This is a genomic window from Chromobacterium sp. CCUG 30098, assembly GCF_059916605.1.
Genome location: NZ_JAUCGS010000007.1, coordinates 73558 through 92651, shown reverse-complemented (window position 1 = coordinate 92651; position 19094 = coordinate 73558). Strand labels below are relative to the sequence as shown.

Annotated in this window: 17 protein-coding genes; 16 read left to right on the top strand and 1 reads right to left on the bottom strand. The window is 63.9% G+C overall.

From position 1 onward, the window contains the following. Positions 1-72: 72 nt before the first annotated feature. Positions 73-813 carry a 3-oxoacyl-ACP reductase FabG gene (fabG, locus tag QUG03_RS16265; protein ID WP_043638508.1) on the top strand — a complete coding sequence of 247 codons (741 nt, stop codon included), beginning with the start codon at positions 73-75 and terminating at the stop codon, positions 811-813. A 67-nt stretch (positions 814-880) separates the two neighbouring features. Here fabG and cysB read toward each other — a convergent pair whose 3' ends face one another. Next, positions 881-1825, bottom strand: coding sequence for an HTH-type transcriptional regulator CysB (gene cysB / locus QUG03_RS16260; RefSeq protein WP_107798515.1), 945 nt, complete (start codon positions 1823-1825; stop codon positions 881-883). A gap of 112 nt (positions 1826-1937) precedes the next feature. On the opposite strand from cysB, the gene QUG03_RS16255 reads away from it, so the two are divergent. The 15 genes from QUG03_RS16255 to QUG03_RS16185 all read left to right on the top strand — a co-directional run bounded on the left by QUG03_RS16255 (position 1938) and on the right by QUG03_RS16185 (position 19070). After that, positions 1938-2642, top strand: a complete 705-nt coding sequence (locus QUG03_RS16255) for a phosphoadenylyl-sulfate reductase (protein WP_107798516.1) — start codon at positions 1938-1940, stop codon at positions 2640-2642. A 19-nt stretch (positions 2643-2661) separates the two neighbouring features. Beyond that, on the top strand, positions 2662-4320 hold the full coding sequence (locus tag QUG03_RS16250; RefSeq protein WP_227104418.1) for a nitrite/sulfite reductase: 1659 nt from the start codon (positions 2662-2664) through the stop codon (positions 4318-4320). Continuing rightward, complete coding sequence (locus tag QUG03_RS16245; protein WP_227104416.1) at positions 4304-4816, top strand: DUF934 domain-containing protein; 513 nt, start codon at positions 4304-4306, stop codon at positions 4814-4816. Before QUG03_RS16250 ends, QUG03_RS16245 begins: the two co-directional genes overlap by 17 nt. Positions 4817-5054: 238 nt before the next feature. Beyond that, complete coding sequence (locus QUG03_RS16240) at positions 5055-5732, top strand: OmpA family protein (protein ID WP_107798519.1); 678 nt, start codon at positions 5055-5057, stop codon at positions 5730-5732. Between the two features lie 173 nt (positions 5733-5905). Beyond that, entirely contained in the window at positions 5906-6841 is a 936-nt protein-coding gene (locus QUG03_RS16235) for a bifunctional riboflavin kinase/FAD synthetase (RefSeq protein ID WP_107798520.1), read from the top strand. Further along, positions 6838-9615 carry an isoleucine--tRNA ligase gene (ileS, locus tag QUG03_RS16230; RefSeq protein ID WP_107798521.1) on the top strand — a complete coding sequence of 926 codons (2778 nt, stop codon included), beginning with the start codon at positions 6838-6840 and terminating at the stop codon, positions 9613-9615. The genes QUG03_RS16235 and ileS overlap by 4 nt, the downstream gene beginning before the upstream one ends. A gap of 132 nt (positions 9616-9747) precedes the next feature. Further along, positions 9748-10236 carry a signal peptidase II gene (gene lspA, locus QUG03_RS16225; protein ID WP_048412579.1) on the top strand — a complete coding sequence of 163 codons (489 nt, stop codon included), beginning with the start codon at positions 9748-9750 and terminating at the stop codon, positions 10234-10236. 28 nt (positions 10237-10264) lie between these two features. After that, positions 10265-11206: a 4-hydroxy-3-methylbut-2-enyl diphosphate reductase gene (ispH, locus tag QUG03_RS16220; protein ID WP_107798523.1), complete on the top strand. Its 942-nt coding sequence runs from the start codon at positions 10265-10267 to the stop codon at positions 11204-11206. Between the two features lie 161 nt (positions 11207-11367). Further along, a complete protein-coding gene (gene htpG / locus QUG03_RS16215; protein ID WP_500820403.1) occupies positions 11368-13263 on the top strand; it encodes a molecular chaperone HtpG in 1896 nt (631 codons plus the stop codon). Between the two features lie 128 nt (positions 13264-13391). Beyond that, the gene (locus QUG03_RS16210) at positions 13392-14897 is read left to right on the top strand and encodes a cyclic-di-GMP receptor FimW-related protein (RefSeq protein WP_107798525.1); all 1506 of its coding nucleotides are present in this window, start codon (positions 13392-13394) and stop codon (positions 14895-14897) included. A gap of 64 nt (positions 14898-14961) precedes the next feature. Next, positions 14962-15810 carry a segregation and condensation protein A gene (locus tag QUG03_RS16205; protein WP_474454212.1) on the top strand — a complete coding sequence of 283 codons (849 nt, stop codon included), beginning with the start codon at positions 14962-14964 and terminating at the stop codon, positions 15808-15810. A gap of 77 nt (positions 15811-15887) precedes the next feature. Further along, positions 15888-16421 (top strand): GNAT family N-acetyltransferase, encoded by a 534-nt coding sequence (locus tag QUG03_RS16200; RefSeq protein WP_107798527.1) that lies wholly within the window; start codon positions 15888-15890, stop codon positions 16419-16421. A gap of 67 nt (positions 16422-16488) precedes the next feature. After that, positions 16489-17121, top strand: a complete 633-nt coding sequence (scpB, locus tag QUG03_RS16195; protein ID WP_500820402.1) for an SMC-Scp complex subunit ScpB — start codon at positions 16489-16491, stop codon at positions 17119-17121. Between the two features lie 354 nt (positions 17122-17475). Further along, positions 17476-18567: a pseudouridine synthase gene (locus QUG03_RS16190; protein WP_371926296.1), complete on the top strand. Its 1092-nt coding sequence runs from the start codon at positions 17476-17478 to the stop codon at positions 18565-18567. A 2-nt stretch (positions 18568-18569) separates the two neighbouring features. After that, positions 18570-19070, top strand: a complete 501-nt coding sequence (locus tag QUG03_RS16185) for an NUDIX domain-containing protein (protein WP_158274240.1) — start codon at positions 18570-18572, stop codon at positions 19068-19070. The last annotated feature ends 24 nt before the right edge of the window (positions 19071-19094 follow it).

The window sequence follows — 19094 nt, the reverse complement described above, 5'->3', positions numbered from 1 at the left end:
GTCGATGGTGGAGTTGTAAGTCCGGCCTCCGGGCGGATTGCCTGTCATCTACAAAGTCAGTAAGGAAAATCCATGCGCTTGAAAGGTAAAGTCTCCATCATCACCGGGGCCGCCAGCGGCATCGGCAAGGCGACCGCCGAGAAATTCGTCAAAGAAGGCGCAGTCGTCGCCGTTTGCGACCTCAATCTGGACGCGGTCAACGCGGTGGTCGAGGAGTTGCAGCAGGCCGGCGGCGAAGCCATAGGCTATAAGGTGGACGTGACCAATAAGGGCCAGATCGCCGACATGGTCGCCGACCTGAAAAACCGCCGCGGCCGCATCGACGTGCTGGTCAACAACGCCGGCATCGTCATGGACGCCCAGTTGATGAAAATGACCGAAGACCAGTTCGACAAGGTGATCGACATCAATCTGAAAGGCGTTTACAACTGTGCCCGCGCGGTGATCGACACCATGGTGGAGCAGGGCGGCGGCGTGATCCTGAACGCGTCCTCGGTGGTGGGCGTCTACGGCAACTTCGGCCAGACCAACTACGCGGCGTCCAAGTTCGGCGTCATCGGCTTCGTCAAGACCTGGGCCAAGGAGCTGGGCAAGAAGGGCATCCGCGCCAATGCGGTGTGTCCGGGCTTTGTCGCCACTCCCATCCTGCAATCGATGCCGGAAAAAGTGATCCAGGCGATGGAAGACAAGGTGCCGATGCGGCGCATGGCCGACCCGACAGAGATCGCCAACGTCTACGCCTTCCTGGCGTCCGACGAGGCCAGCTACATCAACGGCGCGGCCATTGAGGTGACAGGCGGCCTGACGCTCTGATCCGGCGCCCCTGTACGCGAAAACGCCCCGATATCGGGGCGTTTTGTTTTGTCTGGCCGGAAGCGGCTCAATCCTCGCTGTCCGGGTCGCGCGCCAGCAGCGCGGCTTCGACTTCGCGCCGGTGCAGATGGGGCGCGAACAGTTCGATGAAGGTGTAGGCGAAGCCGCGCAGATAGGCGTCCTTGCGGATACCGATCTTGGTGGTGGACGGCTCGAACAGATGGCCGGCGTCCAGCAGCTGCAGATTGATATCGCGCTCCGGCTCGTAGGCCATGCTGGCGATGATGCCGATGCCCAGCCCCAGGCTGACATAGGTCTTGATCACGTCGGTGTCTATCGCGGTCAGCACCACATTGGGCGCCAGGCCCTGATCGGCGAAGGCCTTGTTGATCTTGGAGCGGCCGGCGAAGGCGAAGTCGTAGGTGACGATGGGGTAGCGTGCGATGTCCGCCAGCGTCAGCGGGCGATCCAGCTTGGTCAGCTCGTGCCCTTCCGGCACCACGATGGAGCGGTTCCATTCATAGCAGGGCAGCATCGCCAATTCCTTATACAAGGCGATGCCTTCGGTGGCGATGGCGAGGTCGGCTTCGCCGGACACCACCATTTCGCAGATCTGGGTGGGGCTGCCCTGCTTGATCGACAGCCTCACCTTGGGATAACGTCGAACGAACTCGGCGATGGCCGGCGGCAGCGCGTAGCGCGCCTGAGTGTGCGTGGTGGCGATGGTCAGCGCGCCTTCCGCCTCCTTGGAGAATTCGTCGCCCACCCGTTTCAGATTCTGCGCTTCGCGCAGAATGCGCTCGGAAATGCGCAGCACCTCCTTGCCCGGCTCGGACACCGAGACCACCCGCTTGCCGTTGCGGATGAAAACCTGGATGCCCAGCTCGTCCTCCAGCAGCCGGATTTGCTTGGAAATGCCCGGTTGCGAGGTGTGCAGCTTTTCCGCGGCCTCCGAGACGTTCAGCCCTTGCTTGGCCACCTCGACCAAGTAACGCAGTTGTTGCAGCTTCATGCGACGCCATCCTCTATAAAACCTGTAGTAATTAAATACTAACACAATATTCTTTTCGGTTTATAAGCGGCTTGGGTAGGATTGTCATGAAATTTCCTGCCTGGAGCCTTTGATGAGCCTGGAAGCAAAACTGGACGCCACCGTCGCCTGCCTCAGGACGATCGCGGCCGAGCATCCGGACGCCGTGCTGGCCAACAGCTATGGCGCCGAGGACATGGTGCTGACCGATCTGATCGCCCGCCTGGGCCTGGGCATCGCGGCCTTCAGCCTGGACACCGGCCGCCTGCCGGCGGAAACCTACGACCTGATGCAGCGGGTGGAAGAGCGTTATCCCAGCCACCCCGTCGCCGTGTATTTCCCGCAGTCCGCCGCGGTGGAGCAGTATGTGGCCCTCCACGGCATCAACGGCTTTTACCGCAGCGTGGACGCGCGCAAGTCCTGTTGCCAGCTGCGCAAGCTGGAGCCGCTAAGGCGCGCGCTGGCCGGGCGGTCCGCCTGGATCACCGGGCTGCGGCGCGAACAGTCGCCGACGCGCCAGGATCTGCAGGTCAGCGAATACGACGCCGACAACGGCCTGCAAAAGTTCAGCCCGCTGCTGGACTGGAGCGAGGGCGAGGTCTGGGACTATCTGCGCGCGCACGAAGTGCCCTACAACGCCCTGCACGACCGCCATTACCCCTCTATCGGCTGCGCGCCCTGTACCCGGGCCATTTCGGTGGGCGAGGACGTCCGCGCCGGACGCTGGTGGTGGGAAAACCCCGATTCCAAGGAATGCGGCCTGCATGTCAAGGCCAGTCCGTTGAAACGCCCGGCATAGCGCCGCCTGAAAGAGCACCATGTATCAATATGATGAAGTCGATCACCGCATCGTGCGCGAGCGCGTGGTTCAGTTTCGAGATCAGACCCGGCGCTATCTGGCCGGCGAACTGAGCGAGGACGAGTTTCGCCCGCTGCGGCTGATGAACGGCCTGTACGTGCAGCGCCACGCGCCCATGTTGCGCGTCGCCATTCCCTACGGCCACCTGCGCAGCGGCCAGCTGCGCAAGCTGGCCGACATCGCCCGCCGCTACGACAAGGGCTACGGCCATTTCACCACCCGCCAGAACATCCAGTTCAACTGGCCGGAGCTGGCGCGGGTGCCGGATATCCTGGAAGAGCTGTCCACGGTGGAAATGCACGCGATCCAGACTTCCGGCAACTGCGTGCGCAACACCACCACGGACGCCTTCGCCGGCGTGGCCGGCGACGAGCTGCTGGACCCGCGCCCCTGGTGCGAGATCATCCGTCAGTGGAGCACGCTGCACCCCGAGTTCACCTTCCTGCCGCGCAAATTCAAGATCGCGGTGTCCGGCAGCGTGGAAGACCGCGCGGCCACCCGCGTGCACGACATCGGCCTGCACGTGGTGCGCAACGAGGCCGGCGAAGTCGGTTTCCGCGTGATGGTGGGCGGCGGACTGGGGCGCACGCCCATCGTCGGCGACGTGGTCAAGGATTTTCTGCCCACCCCGCATCTGCTGACCTATCTGGACGCGGTGCTGCGGGTCTATAACCGCTTCGGCCGCCGCGACAACAAATACAAGGCGCGCATCAAGATCCTGGTCAAGGCGATGACGGTGGAGGGCTTTGCCGCCAAGGTGGAGGACGAATGGCTGCATATCAAGGGCGGTCCGGCCACGCTGCGCGACGAGGACGTCGCGCACTACGCCAGCTTTTTCACCGATCCGCCGTATCAGACGCTGCCGGCCAATCCGCCCGAGCTGCGGACCTGGCTGGAGGAAGACAAGGGCTTCGCCCGGTGGGCGGAGCGCAATACCCGCGCTCACAAGCGGCCGGGTTATCGTTCGGTTGTGCTGTCGCTGAAACGCGCCGGCGTGCCGCCCGGCGACATCAGCGCGGAACAGATGGACGCGGCGGCGGAATTGTCCGAGCGCTTCGGATTCGGCGAACTGCGCGTCGCCCATGAACAGAACCTGGTGTTGCCGGACGTGCCGGAAAAGGATTTGCACGCCTTGTGGCAGCTGGCGCGCCAGCACGGCTTCGCCACTCCCAATATCGGCCTGCTCACCGACATCATCTGCTGTCCGGGCGGCGACTTCTGCTCGCTGGCCAACGCGCGCTCGATTCCGGTGGCCGAGGCCATCCAGCAAACCTTCGAGGACATGGACTATCTCTACGACCTCGGCGACATCGACTGCAATTTCTCCGGTTGCATGAATGCCTGCGGCCACCATCACATCGGCAATATCGGCATACTCGGCGTCGACAAGAACGGGGAGGAGTGGTACCAGATCACGCTGGGCGGCAGCCAGGGCAGCGCCACGAGCATAGGCAAGGTGATCGGGCCCTCGTTCGCCCAGGCCGACGTGCCCAAGGCTTTCACCACCATCATGAGCGTCTATCTGGAGCAACGCGGTCCGGGCGAGCGCTTCATCGAAACCGTGCGCCGCATCGGCATCGAACCCTTCAAGGAGCGGGTGTATGCCAAACATCATTAAACAGGGACAAGTCCGGCCCGACGATTGGAATCTGCTGCGCCAGGATGAAAACGGCCAGTTGCCGGAAACCGCCGCGGGCGGCAATGTGATCGTGCCGCTGTCCGATTGGCTGGAACGACGCGCGTTCTGGCGCAGCCATGCGGCGCGGGTGGGCGTCTGGCTGGGACCGGAGGACGATCCGGCGCGGCTACTGGCCGATTTGCCAGAGCTGGAGCTGATCGCCGTCGATTTTCCGGCCTTCACCGACGGGCGCGGCTACAGTCATGCGCGCTTGCTGCGCGAGCGCTACGGCTATCGCGGGGAACTGCGGGCGATCGGGGATGTCTGGCAAGACTTGCTGCATTCCATGGCGCAAGTTGGTTTTGATGCATTTGCCATCAAGGACGGCAAGACACTGGAATCTTCGCTGGATGGTTTCAATACTTTTAGCGAAAACTATCAGGCTACCGTGCTGAACCCGCTGCCACTGTTTCGTAGGCGCGTCACATCGGTGTAATGTGTGGCTTATGCGAGACAGAGGCTGAAAAAAAACGCTTTTTTTGACGTTTTTTTGCAACGGATTGCTCGCAATCTGTGGCGCCTCAAGTTGACATGGGATTGCAGCGTTTCTATAGTGCGGGTTAACTGCATAAACACAGTTTGCAGATCACCCTGTTGTTTGCAGTAAAATTGTTCGTGTGGTCTTTGCGTCAGCCCGCATTGCTACCCATTTTATAGATTAAAGAGGGAATAACATGACTAAACAGCTGAAACTGAGCGCCCTGGTTGCTGCTCTGTTGGTTTCCGCTAGCGCTTTTGCTGCTAAACCTGGCTATGCCGTTGACCAGTCCACCGAATCCGTGACTCGCAACAACTACGGCGAGTGCTGGAGAACCAACTTCTTCGACAAGGCCAAGGACGGCCTGGTTGAATGTGGCGACCGCGAAGCTGCCAAGCCGGTAGCCGAAGCTCCGAAGCCGGTGCTGGTTTCCGAAAAAGAAAAAGTCACCCTGTCCGCTAAAGTGCTGTTCGACTTCGACAAGGCCAAGCTGCGCGCCGACGCCAAGAACGAACTGGACCCGCTGGTTGAAAAGCTGAAAGCCAACGCCGGCAAAGGCTACCTGAAGTCCGTTGAAGTTGCTGGCTACACCGACTTCATGGGTTCCGCCGCTTACAACAACCGTCTGTCGCAAGAGCGCGCCGACGCTGTTAAAGGCTACTTCATCGCTGCTGGCGTTCCGGCTGAAAAAGTGACCTCCGTAGGTCGCGGCTCCGCTGAAGCCAAGATGACCGCCGAGTGCAAGGCCAAATTCCCGAAATACCAGAAGAAAGGTTCCAAGCAGAACCTGGCTATCAAGGAATGCATCGAGTCTGATCGTCGCGTTGAGCTGACCATCGACGCGGTTAAAGAGTCCCTGGTTGAGAAGAAGTAATCTCGATTAGTCGCTCTGTTCAAAAAGCCCCGCAATCTTGCGGGGCTTTTTGCATTGGACGGCGGAGGGCGGGCTCCTTTCGCCGTCGCCGCCCCAATTGCGTTTCATGTCTGGACGCTATCCGTGGCTGGCAGATACAATCGAAGGTTTTCAGGACGCAATAAGACCAGCACATGCAGGTATTTTTTGGAGATCCGCGGCGTTATCAGCTGCCAGCCTGCGCCTTGACCATCGGCAATTTCGACGGCGTGCACCTTGGCCATCAGAAAATGCTGCAGCGCCTGCGGCTGGAAGCCGACGCGCGCGGCTTGCCGACGGCTCTGTTGACCTTTGAACCCCATCCGCGGGAGTTCTTCGCGCGCGACAAGCCGCCCGGCCGCCTGTCCACGCTGCGCGACAAACTGGCTTTCTTGCAGCGGCTGGGCCTGGTCGACTATGTGTTCGTCTATCGCTTCAACCACGGTTTCGCCGGCATGTCGGCGCAGGACTTCATCGACAAAGTCCTGGTGCAGGGCCTGCAGACCAAGTATTTGCTGATCGGCGACGACTTCCAGTTCGGCGCCAAGCGGCAGGGCCACTTCGAAATGTTGAGCTCCTGTCCCCATTTCGTCACCGAGGCGATGCCGACGGTGCTGGCCATGGGCGAGCGAGCGTCCAGCAGCCTGGTGCGCGAGCGGCTGGCCGCCGGCGACTTGAGCGGCGCGGAAAGCCTGCTGGGGCGCGAGTACCAGATTTCCGGCCGTGTGGTGCACGGCAAGAAACTGGGCCGCACCATAGGTTTCCCCACGGCCAACATCCATCTGCCGCATTTGCGTCCGGCCTTGCAGGGCGTGTTCGTGGTGCAGGCGGAGACCGACGCCGGCGTGCTGGGCGGCGTGGCCAGTCTGGGTTTGAACCCGACGGTCAGCGATACCCCGGACTACAAATTGGAAGTGCATCTGTTCGATTTCGCCGGCGATCTCTACGGCCAGCGGCTGACGGTGCGATTCCTGAAGAAACTGCGCGATGAGGCGCGGTATGATGATTTATCGGCGCTGATCGCTCAGATCGAAAAAGACGCGGCCAGCGCCAAGACCTATTTGACAAGTTTGCAGCGAGAGCAGGCATGAGCATCGATTATCGAAAAACCGTAAACCTGCTGGATACCCCCTTCGCCATGCGCGGGGATCTGGCCAAACGCGAACCGGCCTGGGTCAAGCGCTGGCAGGAGGAGAAGCGCTACGAGAAGCTGCGCAAGCTCTCCGCCGGCCGTCCCAAGTTCATCCTGCACGACGGCCCTCCGTACGCCAACAACGACATCCACCTGGGCCACGCGGTCAACAAGGTGCTGAAGGACATCATCGTCCGCTCCAAGACGCTGGCCGGTTTCGACGCGCCCTATGTGCCGGGCTGGGACTGTCACGGCCTGCCCATCGAGCTGATGGTGGAGAAGCTGCACGGCAAGGACATTCCCGCCGCCAAATTCCGCGAGCTGTGCCGCGAATATGCGAAAGAGCAAGTGGCGCGCCAGAAGAAGGGCTTCATCCGCCTGGGCGTGCTGGGCGATTGGGACAATCCCTATCTGACCATGGATTTCAAGACCGAGGCCGACATCGTGCGCACCCTCGGCAAGATCTTCGAGAACGGCTATCTGACCAAGGGCGAGAAGCCGGTGCACTGGTGCATCGAGTGCGGCTCCTCGCTGGCCGAGGCCGAAGTCGAGTATGAGGACAAGCTGTCGCCGGCGATCGACGTCGGCTTCAAGGTGGTGGACGCGGACAAGGCGGGCGAAGCCTTCGGCGCCGACGCTTCCGGCGCGATGGCGGTGATCTGGACCACCACGCCGTGGACCTTGCCCGCCAACCAGGCGGTCGCCGCCGGCGCCGAACTGGTTTATCAATTGCTGGATACGCCCAAGGGCAAGCTGATCCTGGCCAAGGAGCTGGCCGAGGCGGCGCTGAAGCGCTACGGCGTCGAGAGCTGCCAGGTGTTGGGCGAGGCCAAGGGCCGGGCGCTGGAGCTCTTGCAGCTGCAACACCCGTTCTACGCGCGCCAAGTGCCGGTGATCCTGGGCGATCACGTGACCACCGACGCCGGCACCGGCCTGGTGCACACCGCGCCGGCCCACGGTCTGGAAGACTTCCAGGCCGGCCTGCATTACAAGCTGCCGGTGGCCAACCCGGTGGCGGACAACGGCCGTTACAAGACGGGCACCGAGCTGTTCGCCGGCCTGCTGGTCTGGGACGCCAATCCGCGCATCATCGAAACGCTGGAAGAGCACGGCGCGCTGGTGCACAAGGCCAAGCTGGAGCACAGCTACCCGCATTGCTGGCGCCACAAGACCCCCATCATTTTCCGCGCCACGCCGCAGTGGTTCATCGGCATGGACAAGGCCGGCCACGGCGGCGAGACTCTGCGCTCCATCAGCCAGCGCGCGGTGGACGCCACCGAGTTCTTCCCGGCCTGGGGCCGCGCGCGCCTGGATGCGATGATCAAGAACAGCCCTGACTGGTGCGTGTCGCGCCAGCGCAATTGGGGCGTGCCGATGACCTTCTTCATCCACAAGGAAAGCGGCGAGCTGCACCCGCGCACGGCGCAATTGCTGGAAGAAGTGGCGTTGCGCATCGAGCAGCAGGGCATCGAAGCCTGGTTCAGCCTGGACGCCAAGGAGTTGCTGGGCGAGGAGGCCGAGCAGTACCGCAAGCTGTCCGACACCCTGGACGTGTGGTTCGATTCCGGCTCCACCCATTTCGCCGTGCTCAAGCAGCGCGCCGAACTGGCCTGGCCGGCGGACCTGTACCTGGAGGGTTCCGACCAGCATCGCGGCTGGTTCCAGTCCTCGCTGAAAACCGGTTGCGCCACCATAGGCCGCGCGCCGTACAAGCAGTTGCTGACCCACGGCTTCACCGTGGACGACAAGGGCTACAAGATGTCCAAGTCGCGCGGCAACGGCATTGCGCCGGAAGAGATCTGCGGCACCCTGGGCGCCGACATCCTGCGCCTGTGGGTGGCCAGCGCCGACTACTCCGGCGATATGTCGCTGTCGCAGGAAATCCTGAAGCGCACGACGGAAAGCTATCGCCGTCTGCGCAACACCATCCGCTTCCTGCTGTCCAATCTGTCGGATTTCGATCCGCTGGAACACGCCGTGCCGCTGGCCAATATGGTGGAACTGGACCAGTACGCGCTGCTGCGCGCGCGCGAAGTGCAGGAAAAGGCGGCGGGCGAACTGTACTCGCGCTACGCCTTCCACCATGTGGTGCAGGAGGTGGTGGGTTATTGCTCCGAGGATCTGGGCGCCTTCTACCTGGACGTGATCAAGGACCGTTTGTACACCACCAAGGCGGACAGCCACGCGCGCCGCAGCGCTCAGACCGCGCTGTACCACATCACCCGCAGCCTGCTCTTGCTGGTGGCGCCCATCCTGTGCTTCACCGCCGACGAGGCGTGGAACGTGCTGGTGGACAGCGAGGAAGAATCGCCGCTGTATCACGTCTGGCATGAGTTCCCGGCCCAGTCCGCCGAGCGCGAAGCGGCCTTGTCCGCCAAGTGGCAGGCCATCCGCGAGCTGCGCGCCCAGGTCAACAAGCAGATCGAAGCGCTGCGCAGCGCCGATCAGCTGGGCTCCTCGCTGCAGGCGGAGATCGAAATCGAGGCCGACGGCGAGCTGTCGCAGTGGCTGAACGCCTTGGGCGATGAACTCAAGTTCGTGCTGATTGTCTCTAAAGCCAGCGTCAAGCCAGGCGAGCAAACCCGCGTCAGCGTGGCGTCGTCTGCGGAGCAGAAGTGCGAGCGCTGCTGGCACTACCGCGCCGACGTCGGCAGCCACGCCGGCCACGGCGCGGTGTGCGGCCGTTGCGTGGACAATATCGACGGCAAGGGCGAGACGCGCCGCTTCGCCTGATCCGCGTCGACGACGCGGCGGCACGGCCGGGCCGGAAGCATGGGAACGCTTAGCGTTCCGGGCTTCCGGCGCTTTGATATCGAGTGCGCGGAGTTCCGCTTCGCGTCGTGGAAAGGTCTGATGGAATCTGCAATGACTATGCCCAAGGCCAAGCAATGGCCGAAGTGGTTTGCGCTGGCCGCGGTGATCGTGCTGCTGGATCAATTGACCAAGATCTATTTCAACGGCAATTACCAGTACGGCGAAGTCCGGGAAATCATTCCCGGCTTTTTCGGGTTTACCTTGCTGTACAATCCGGGCGCGGCGTTCAGCTTCCTGCACGACGCCGGCGGCTGGCAGAAGTATCTGTTTTCCGGTCTGGCTTTCGCGGTGTCCGGCTGGCTGGGCTGGAATATCTTCAAGAACCGCTTCAGCGGACTGATGAACCTGGCCGCGGCCTTCATCATGGGCGGCGCGCTCGGCAATGTGATAGACCGTATCGTCCATGGCCATGTGATCGATTTCATCCAGGTGCATTACTACAGCAGCTGGTCGTACCCGGCCTTCAATCTGGCTGACTCCTTCATTTGCGTGGGAGCCGCCTTGATGGTGCTGGACAGTTTCAGAAAGCCGCGCGCCTGAGCGCTGCGGCTTGAGCAAGGATTGAGTGATGACGAAGACCATCATGCTGGCCAACCCGCGCGGCTTCTGCGCCGGGGTGGACCGGGCCATCGCCATCGTCGAGCGGGCGATCGAACTCTACGGCGCGCCGATCTACGTGCGCCACGAAGTGGTGCATAACCGCTTCGTCGTGGAGAACCTGCGCGCCAAGGGCGCGGTGTTCATCGAAGAATTGAAAGATGTGCCCAGCGGCAGCACCCTGGTGTACTCCGCTCACGGCGTGCCGCTGTCGGTGCGGGAAGAGGCGGCGCTGCTGGGCCTGCAGGTGTTCGACGCCACCTGTCCGCTGGTCACCAAAGTGCATGTCGAAGTCAAGCGCATGAACAAGGCTGGCATGGAGATCGTCATGATAGGCCACGCCGGCCACCCCGAGGTGGAGGGCACCATGGGCCAGGTGGACGGCGGCATGTATCTGGTGGAAAACGTCGCCGATGTCGCCAAGCTGCAAGTGCGCAACCCGGCGGCGCTGTCCTACGTCAGCCAGACCACGCTGTCGGTGGACGAGACCCGAGACATCATCGCCGCGCTGAAAGCGCGCTTCCCCGAGATCTCCAGCCCGAAAAAAGACGATATCTGCTACGCCACGCAAAACCGGCAGGACGCGGTGAAGGTGCTGGCCGACGAGTGCGACATCGTGGTGGTGGTGGGATCGCCCAACAGCTCCAACTCCAACCGCTTGCGCGAAGTGGCCGCGCTCAAGGGCGTGGACGCCTATATGGTGGACAACGCCGGCCAACTGGTGGAAGCCTGGTTCGTCGGCAAGCGGCGCGTCGGCGTCACCGCCGGCGCCAGCGCGCCGGAAGTGCTGGTGCAGGCGGTGATAGACCAGATCAAGGCTTTCGGCGCGGACAGCGTCAGCGAACTGGACGGCGTGGAGGAAAACACCGTGTTCGCGCTGCCGCCGGCCCTGCGCGAAGACAAGCGCGCCTGAGCCCGCCCGGCGGGTCCAAAGGCCAAACCGCCCCGCGATTTCGTCGCGGGGCTTTTTCATGTTCGCGCGGCTACGATCCTGGGTTGCGGGCAGGGGTATTGAAAACCCCGGGACAGCCCTTATCTGATGCGCATCGTTGACCAACTCTTGTTTAAGTCACCATGAGCGCATTGAAAGAAACCCTGGGTTTTCAGACCGAAGTCAAGCAGCTGCTGCAGCTGATGATCCACTCCTTGTACTCCAACAAGGAAATCTTCCTGCGTGAACTGATTTCCAACGCCTCGGACGCCGCCGACAAGCTGCGCTTCGAAGGTCTGGCCAAGCCCGAGCTGTTTGAAAACGAGCCGGAGCTGAAGATCACCATCGGCTACGACGCCGAGGCGCGCACGCTGACCATCGCCGACAACGGCATCGGCATGAGCCGTGACGAAGTCATCGCCAATATCGGCACCATCGCCAAGTCCGGCACCAAGGCCTTTTTCGAGCAGCTGTCCGGCGACGCCAAAAGGGACGCCAATCTGATCGGCCAGTTCGGCGTCGGCTTCTACTCCGCCTTCATCGTGGCGGACAAGGTCACGCTGACCACCCGCCGCGCCGGCGCCGCCGCCGCCACGCGCTGGGAATCCCAGGGCGCCGGCGAATACACGCTGGAACAGGTGGAAAAGGCCGGCCGCGGCACCGAGATCGTGCTGCACCTGAAAGAGGGCGAGGACGAGCTGCTGAACGACTGGAAGCTCAAAGGTATCGTCCGCAAGTACTCCGACCACATCTCGATCCCGATCGAGATGAAAAAGGGCAATAGCTACGGCGAAAACGGCGAAGTCATCGTCAGCGACGAAATGGAAGCGGTCAACTCCGCCTCCGCGCTGTGGACCCGCGGCAAGAGCGAGATCAGCGAAGAGCAGTACAAGGAATTCTACAAACACGTCGCCCACGATTTCACCGACCCGCTGGCCTGGAGCCACGCTCGCGTCGAGGGCCGCCAGGAATACACCGAACTGCTCTACATCCCGTCGCGCGCGCCCTTCGATCTGTTCGACCGCGAGCGCAAGCAGGGCGTCAAACTCTATGTGCGCCGCGTCTTCATCATGGAAGACACCGAGAAGCTGATGCCGCACTACCTGCGCTTCGTGCGCGGGGTGATAGACAGCAACGACCTGCCGCTGAACGTGTCGCGCGAGATCCTGCAGGAAAGCAAGGACATCGACGCCATCCGCAACGGCTGCGTCAAGAAAGTGCTGGGCCTGCTGGAAGACCTCGCCGCCAATCAGCCGGAAAAATACACCGAGTTCTGGCAAGAGTTCGGCCAGGTGCTGAAAGAGGGCGTCGGCGAGGACATGGCCAATAAGGAGCGCATCGCCAAGCTGCTGCGCTTCGTCTCCACCGCGTCCGAAGGCGCCGAACCGGCGGTAACGCTGGGCGACTACGTCGGCCGGATGAAGGAAGGCCAGGACAAGATCTACTACATCACCGCCGACACCCTGGCCGCGGCCAAGAACAGCCCGCATCTGGAAGTGTTCAAGAAGAAGGGCGTCGAGGTGCTGCTGCTGACCGACCGCGTCGACGAATGGGTGGCGGGTTCGCTGTTCGAATTCGACGGCAAGGCGCTGCAGTCCGTGGCCAAGGGCGCGCTGGATCTGGGCGCGCTGGAGGACGAAGCCGACAAGGAAGCGCAAAAGCAGGTGGAGGAAAGCGCCAAGCCGGTGGTGGAGAAAGTGCAGAAAGCCCTGGCCGACCGAGTCAAGGAAGTGCGCGCCACCGCCCGCCTGACCGAGAGCCCGGCCTGCCTGGTGGCCGGCGAGCACGATATGAGCGCCCATCTGGAGCGCATGCTGAAAGCGGCGGGCCAGCCGGTGGAAGCCAGCAAGCCCACGCTGGAGATCAACCCCGAGCACGTGCTGGTGAAACGACTGGCCGAGGAGGCCGACGAGGCGCGCGCCGGCGATCTGGCCCAGGTGCTGTACGACCAGGCCCTGCTGGCGGAGGGCGGCAAGCTGGAAGACCCGGCCGCCTTCGTCAAGCGCATCAACAAGCTGATGCTGGAGCTGTCGGCTTAAGCCGGACGCCGCTTCCGCGGCAATGCCCCGCCGAGCGCGGGGCATTTTTTTTGCGCTGGCAATAATGCCGCGCCAAAAATCATGGCGGGGCGTATCATCGGCGGCTTCTCTCTCGCTATGACCTGGTCATGATGGAACTGTCGCTGATTCACGCCTTGCCGGATGGCCCTTGGCTGGCACTGGACCTCAAGGCGGTCCAGGCGCAACTGGAGGCGTTGGCGGCGCAGCCGGCCGCCCTCGCCGCGGACAAGGCCGGCCAGTGGCTGGCGCAATGGCGGCGTTCGGCCTTGGCGCCGGCGGAACGCCTGCAACTGCTGCAGGCGTTGAGAGCGCCGTTGGCCGCGCTGGCGGCGCGGCTGGAGCGCGGCGCGGCGCGGCAGGATCTGTCCTGCACCCCGGAGGCGCGCGCGGCCTTGCAGTCGGCCCGCCATGTGCTGCGGCAATGGCATGAGCAGTGCAAGCTGCTGGCCCAGACGTTCAGCGCGCAGGAGACCGGCCGTTTTTCCAGTTCGCGCCCGCGGCTGGAGGCTCTGCAACTGGCGCTGGCCAGCGGCTACGATTTGCTGGCGCTGCACGCGCGCAGCTACGCGCCGCTGCACAAGGGCTTCTGGCGCGATTGCCACCGTCTGTACGCCTACGCGCTGGCCCAGGGCTGGGAGGGCCGGCAGGCGCAGGGCGGCGCGGCGGCGCCGGGGCTCAGCTACCGCCGGCTGATGTTGTTGGGCATGACCGCCAGCAACCGGCTGGAGGCGGCCAAGATCGCCCTGCTGCTGCAATGGCTGGAGCAGCACGCCGGCCTGCTGCGCGTGGAGCAGCTGGATCAGCCGCTGGGCGAGGACGGCGCGCTGGCCTTCCGCGCCGACGCCGACCGGCCGGCGCGCTTCTGCGCCGAACTGGACCTGGACGGCGACGGCGTGTGGTGGCGGCTGGACGCCGGCCGCTTGCTGGAGCGCCTGGACGAATTGGGCCGTCAGCGCCAGCGACAGGGCCTGGACGACGGCCACGAAGCCTGGCTGCTGGCGCGTCTGCGTCAGGAGTGGGGCGCGCCGCCGCGTCGGCGCCATGTCCGGCTGCGCCGGCTCAGCGTCGAAACCGTAGAGCTGGTCAGCCTGCTGCCGCGCTGCTGGCGGCTGGCCGCCGGCGAGCCGGCCGACGGCGAACTGGAGCCCTGCCGCTTGCAGATCAGCAATCTCAGCGCTTCCGGCCTGTTGCTGCAGGGCGAATCCTTGCGGCAGCCCTTGCGCGCCGGCGAGGTGGTGATGCTGCGCCGCCGGGGCTTCGGCTGGCAGCTGGGCCTGGTGCGCTGGGTCAGCTTCGGCGGCGAGGACATGCAGACCGAGTGCGGGATAGAGTTCATCGGCAAGCGGCCGCAGGCGGTCGAAGTCGCCGCGGTCACCAGCCACGCGGCCGGCGGCTTCGAGCCGGCGCTGCGCATGCAGGCCGAGCGCCATTTCCGCCATTCCGGCATCCTGGTGTTGCCGGGCCGCCTGTATCAGGCCATGCGGCCGTTTCATCTGCGAGGCGCAGACGGCGAGTGCCGGGTGCGCGCGCTGCGCTTATTGCAGCAGACCGCGCATTATCAATTCGTGGAAATCAAGATAGACGAGCTGCTGCCCGCCGACGCGGCCGTTTGAGCGGCGAGCCCGGCGGCGGACAAGTTCCGCCACGCAGCCTGCCAGTGCTGGTATCCTTGCCGCCATGAGCAACGCCCCCCTTCCCGAGGCCGGATCTTCGGCCGACGATTTTCAGCTGACCGCGCCGGAATTGCCGCCCAGCGTGCCGATCGCGCACGTGTTCGGCCAGCCGGTGCTGGAGGTGCCGCAGGATTTGTTCATCCCGCCGGACGCGTTGCAAGTGATTCTGGACAGCTTCGAAGGCCCGCTGGACCTGCTGCTTTATCTGATCCGCAAACAGAATCTGGACGTGCTGAACATCCCGATGGCGGACATCACGGTCCAGTACATGGCCTATATCGACGCGATGCGCGACGGGCGTCTGGAACTGGCCGCCGAATACCTGCTGATGGCGGCGCTGCTGATCGAGATCAAGTCGCGCTTGCTGCTGCCCAGGCCGCAGCTGGACGAGGAGGGCGAGCCGGACGATCCGCGGGCCGAGCTGGTGCGCCGCCTGCTGGAATACGAGCAGATGAAGCTGGCGGGGCTGGAGCTGGACAAGCTGCCGCAGGCCGACCGCGACTTCGCCTGGCTGGCGGTCTTGATCGAGCAGTCCGCCGAGCAGCGGCTGCCCGACGTCAGCCCGGTGGATCTGCGCCAGGCGTGGATGGCGATTCTGTCGCGCGCGCGCCACCATCGCCACCACAAGGTGGAGAAGGACGAACTGTCGGTGCGCGAGCAGATGAGCTGGATTCTGCGCTATCTGGACGGCCGCGAGTACGTGCCTTTCGAAGAGCTGTTCGACGCGGACAAGGGCGTCGCCCATCTGGTGGTCAACTTCATCGCGGTGCTGGAACTGGTGAAGGAGGGGATGGTCAAGGTCAGCCAGGAGGCGCCGTACCAGCCCATTTATGTCAGGATTGCGCTGGTCTGAGGCGGGCGCGCGCCGATTTGCACTTGATGTTGGCGCGGCAGCGATTAGGATACAGGTATCCATTGCGAGAGCATGCCATGCACATCGAAGCGGCCGACCAGAAACATCTGCCAGCCTATCGGCCTTTTTTTCAGGCCTGCCACGAGGAAGGGCTGGACTATTACCGCCGCGCCGGCGCGGACCCCGACGCCTGGCTTGGGCAATTGCTGGAACACGCCGAAGGGCGGGCGCTGCCCGAGGGCTGGGTGCCGTGCCGCACCTGGTTCCTGATCAACGGCCGCACCGAGATCATAGGCGCGATCCGCCAGCGCTTGGCCGACAGCGCGCTGATCGTGGAGCGCATCGGCCACATCGCCTTCGAAGTGCTGCCGGCCTGGCGCGGCCACGGCTACGGCAGGGTGCTGCTGCAATACGTGCAGACGCTGGGCGAGAAGCCGGCGCACGGCAACTGGGTGCTGGTCTGTCCGGCGGACCGGCCGGCGGCGGTGCGCACGGTGGAGGCCTGCGGCGGCCAGTTGCTGGAAACGATGGAGCACGGCGGGCGGGCGTTCCGACGTTACAGCCTGACCGCGCTGGCGGCCTGGGACGACATGGCGGAAGGATTAATTTAGCTCCGGACGGAGAGTTCATGTAGAATGTCCGGTTTCCTGCGCAAACGTGTTTCGGCTTCACGGCTCAATGTCCACCATCACCGACCTAAAATATCTGAAGATCGTGCTGGAGACGGCGTTACTGACCGCGCAGGAACCTCTGTCGGTTGCCATGCTCAAAAAGCTGTTCACCGAAGAGGTGAAAGCCGCGCTGATCAACGACATCCTTGACGATATCCAGAGCGACTGGAGGGGCAAGGGCGTTGAACTGGTCAAATTGGCGTCGGGATGGCGCTTTCGCGCCCGAGCGGAGTTCACGCCATACTTGAACCGCTTGAACCCGGAAAAGCCGCCGCGATACTCGCGCGCGGTAATGGAAACCTTGGCGATCATCGCCTACAAACAACCTGTGACCCGTGGCGATATCGAAGCGATACGCGGCGTATCGGTGTCCGCCGGCGTGATGCAGACTCTGCTGGAACGCGGCTGGATCGAAGTCATCGGCCACAAGGACGTACCCGGCAGGCCGGGCTTGTATGCCACTACCCGAAAATTCCTGGACGATCTGGGCTTTGTCTCGCTCAAGGATCTGCCGCCGTTGGCGGAGCTGGGAAGCCTGGTAGTGCCCGAGGCGATGCCTAGGGATCAAGGCCCGGCAGCGGCCACAGACGACATCCCCCTCGACGATGAGGCGGATAATTTCGAGCCCATCGCAGAATAACATCGACATTCTGCCGGTTGCTCGCACGGAAAGAGCAAAGCACATATGTCTAAAGGACAACGCAATCACGCCCGCCAGCCGGTGGCGCGTGTCAAAGGTCGCGAAACATCCCAAGCGCGCCAGCCGGGCACCGGCGGCGTTCAGCCGCGCGGCAAGACCCAGGGCGGCATGATCAAGAACCGCAACGGCCAGCCGGCCGAGGCCAACGCCCGGCAAGGCCAAGCCCGCGCCAACGGCGGCAAGGGCCGCGCGCCGCAGAACGGCCGCGCCGCGCGCGACGCCTACGGCAACCCGCTGATGCACGAAGGCACGCCGCTGTTCAAGCTGAGCCGCCGCGAGCAGGAACAGCAGCAGATGCAGCAGGCGCAAGGCCGCAACAAGCCGACCTACCAGCGCGACAGCAACGGCGACGTCAACGGCAACGTGGCCCTGGATCACGAACGCCGCTTCGGCAACAAGAACGCCGCCGCGCCGGCGGGTCAGCCGGCCGCGGGCAAGGGCGGCGCTCAGCCGCGTCAGGGCAAGCCGGAGGGCGGCAGGCCGCAATTGGTGCAGAAGGCCAAGAAGCTGCGCTTGCGCAGCCCCAATCAGGACATCAAGGACAAGGCCAAGCGCCTGCGCGAAGTCCGCGTGGACCTGGACGACATCGAGCCGGTGCGGCTGCAAAAAGCGCTGGCGGCGTCCGGCGTCGGCTCGCGCCGTGAAATGGAAGAGTGGATCGAGGCCGGCCAGGTCACGGTCAACGGCAAGAAAGCCAGTCTGGGCGACCGCGTCGGCCCGCGCGACCGCGTGATGGTCAAAGGCGACCAGATCAAGCTGAAATGGCCGGACCGCCTGCCGCGGGTGATCATGTATCACAAGGAAGAAGGCGAAATCGTCAGCCGCGACGATCCGGAAGGCCGCGTCACCGTGTTCGATCGCCTGCCGCAGGCCAAATCCAGCCGCTGGGTGGCGATAGGCCGCCTGGACGTCAATACCTCGGGCCTGCTGCTGATCACCACCAGCGGCGAACTGGCCAACCGCATGATGCACCCCAGCTTCGAAGTGGAGCGCGAGTACTCGGTGCGGGTGCTGGGCGAGCTGACGCCGGAAATCATGAAGCAGATGGTGGCCGGCGTGGAGCTGGAAGACGGCGACGCGCGCTTTGACCGCATCTTCCAGAAAGGCGGCCCGGAAGAGGCGGCCAATCAATGGTTCAACGTGGTGATCAAGGAAGGCCGCAACCGCGAAGTGCGCCGCATGTTCGAGCACTTCGGTCTGACCGTCAGCCGGCTGATCCGCGTGCGCTTCGGCAATATCGGCCTGCCTCCGCGCTTGAAGCGCGGTCAGTTCTACGAACTGAACTCCGCTGAAGTGGCCGCGGTGATGAAGTGGTCCAATCTGACCGTCACCGGCGGCAAGAAGGCGCCTCCGGTCAAGAAGGCTTCGGCCAAGGCGCACCGCTGAGCGTGCGCGCCCTATTGTGGGGCCTGGCCGCCCGCGCCTGGACGCGCTTGCGCGGCGAGGCGCCGGTCTCCGCGCCGGCTCCGCTTGCGAGCGGCAAACGCGAGCGCGCTTCCATCGCCATCGTCGACGGCGGGCGCATCCTGCTGATGCATCGCCTCAAACCCGGCAAGGACTATTATGTGTTGCCGGGCGGCGGCATCAAGCGGCGCGAGACGGCGGCCATCGCCTGCGTGCGCGAGACGCGCGAGGAAACCGGGCTCAACGTCCGTCTGGGCGGCAGCCTGTGCGTGCTGGACGCCAAGGACAGGGTCGAACACGTGTTCCTGGCGGCCAGCCACGCCGGTGAACTCAGGTTGGGCGGGCCGGAGCTGGCCAAGATGGGGCCGGACAATCATTACGCGCTGGAATGGCTGGATCGCGAGCAGTTGCAGCGGATCAAGCTGAAGCCCAAGGGGCTGCTGCCGCATTGCCTGGCCTTGTTGGAACCCGCCGCCGGCCGTTGAGGCTGGCGTTTTTCATGGATGGAT

Excerpts from the sequence above, each read along its gene's own strand:
- fabG (WP_043638508.1), top strand. The coding sequence starts at position 73 with ATGCGCTTGAAAGGTAAAGTCTCCATCATCACCGGGGCCGCCAGCGGC.
- cysB (WP_107798515.1), bottom strand. The coding sequence starts at position 1,825 with ATGAAGCTGCAACAACTGCGTTACTTGGTCGAGGTGGCCAAGCAAGGG.
- QUG03_RS16255 (WP_107798516.1), top strand. The coding sequence starts at position 1,938 with ATGAGCCTGGAAGCAAAACTGGACGCCACCGTCGCCTGCCTCAGGACG.
- QUG03_RS16250 (WP_227104418.1), top strand. The coding sequence starts at position 2,662 with ATGTATCAATATGATGAAGTCGATCACCGCATCGTGCGCGAGCGCGTG.
- QUG03_RS16245 (WP_227104416.1), top strand. The coding sequence starts at position 4,304 with ATGCCAAACATCATTAAACAGGGACAAGTCCGGCCCGACGATTGGAAT.
- QUG03_RS16240 (WP_107798519.1), top strand. The coding sequence starts at position 5,055 with ATGACTAAACAGCTGAAACTGAGCGCCCTGGTTGCTGCTCTGTTGGTT.
- QUG03_RS16235 (WP_107798520.1), top strand. The coding sequence starts at position 5,906 with ATGCAGGTATTTTTTGGAGATCCGCGGCGTTATCAGCTGCCAGCCTGC.
- ileS (WP_107798521.1), top strand. The coding sequence starts at position 6,838 with ATGAGCATCGATTATCGAAAAACCGTAAACCTGCTGGATACCCCCTTC.
- lspA (WP_048412579.1), top strand. The coding sequence starts at position 9,748 with ATGACTATGCCCAAGGCCAAGCAATGGCCGAAGTGGTTTGCGCTGGCC.
- ispH (WP_107798523.1), top strand. The coding sequence starts at position 10,265 with ATGACGAAGACCATCATGCTGGCCAACCCGCGCGGCTTCTGCGCCGGG.
- htpG (WP_500820403.1), top strand. The coding sequence starts at position 11,368 with ATGAGCGCATTGAAAGAAACCCTGGGTTTTCAGACCGAAGTCAAGCAG.
- QUG03_RS16210 (WP_107798525.1), top strand. The coding sequence starts at position 13,392 with ATGATGGAACTGTCGCTGATTCACGCCTTGCCGGATGGCCCTTGGCTG.
- QUG03_RS16205 (WP_474454212.1), top strand. The coding sequence starts at position 14,962 with ATGAGCAACGCCCCCCTTCCCGAGGCCGGATCTTCGGCCGACGATTTT.
- QUG03_RS16200 (WP_107798527.1), top strand. The coding sequence starts at position 15,888 with ATGCACATCGAAGCGGCCGACCAGAAACATCTGCCAGCCTATCGGCCT.
- scpB (WP_500820402.1), top strand. The coding sequence starts at position 16,489 with ATGTCCACCATCACCGACCTAAAATATCTGAAGATCGTGCTGGAGACG.
- QUG03_RS16190 (WP_371926296.1), top strand. The coding sequence starts at position 17,476 with ATGCAGCAGGCGCAAGGCCGCAACAAGCCGACCTACCAGCGCGACAGC.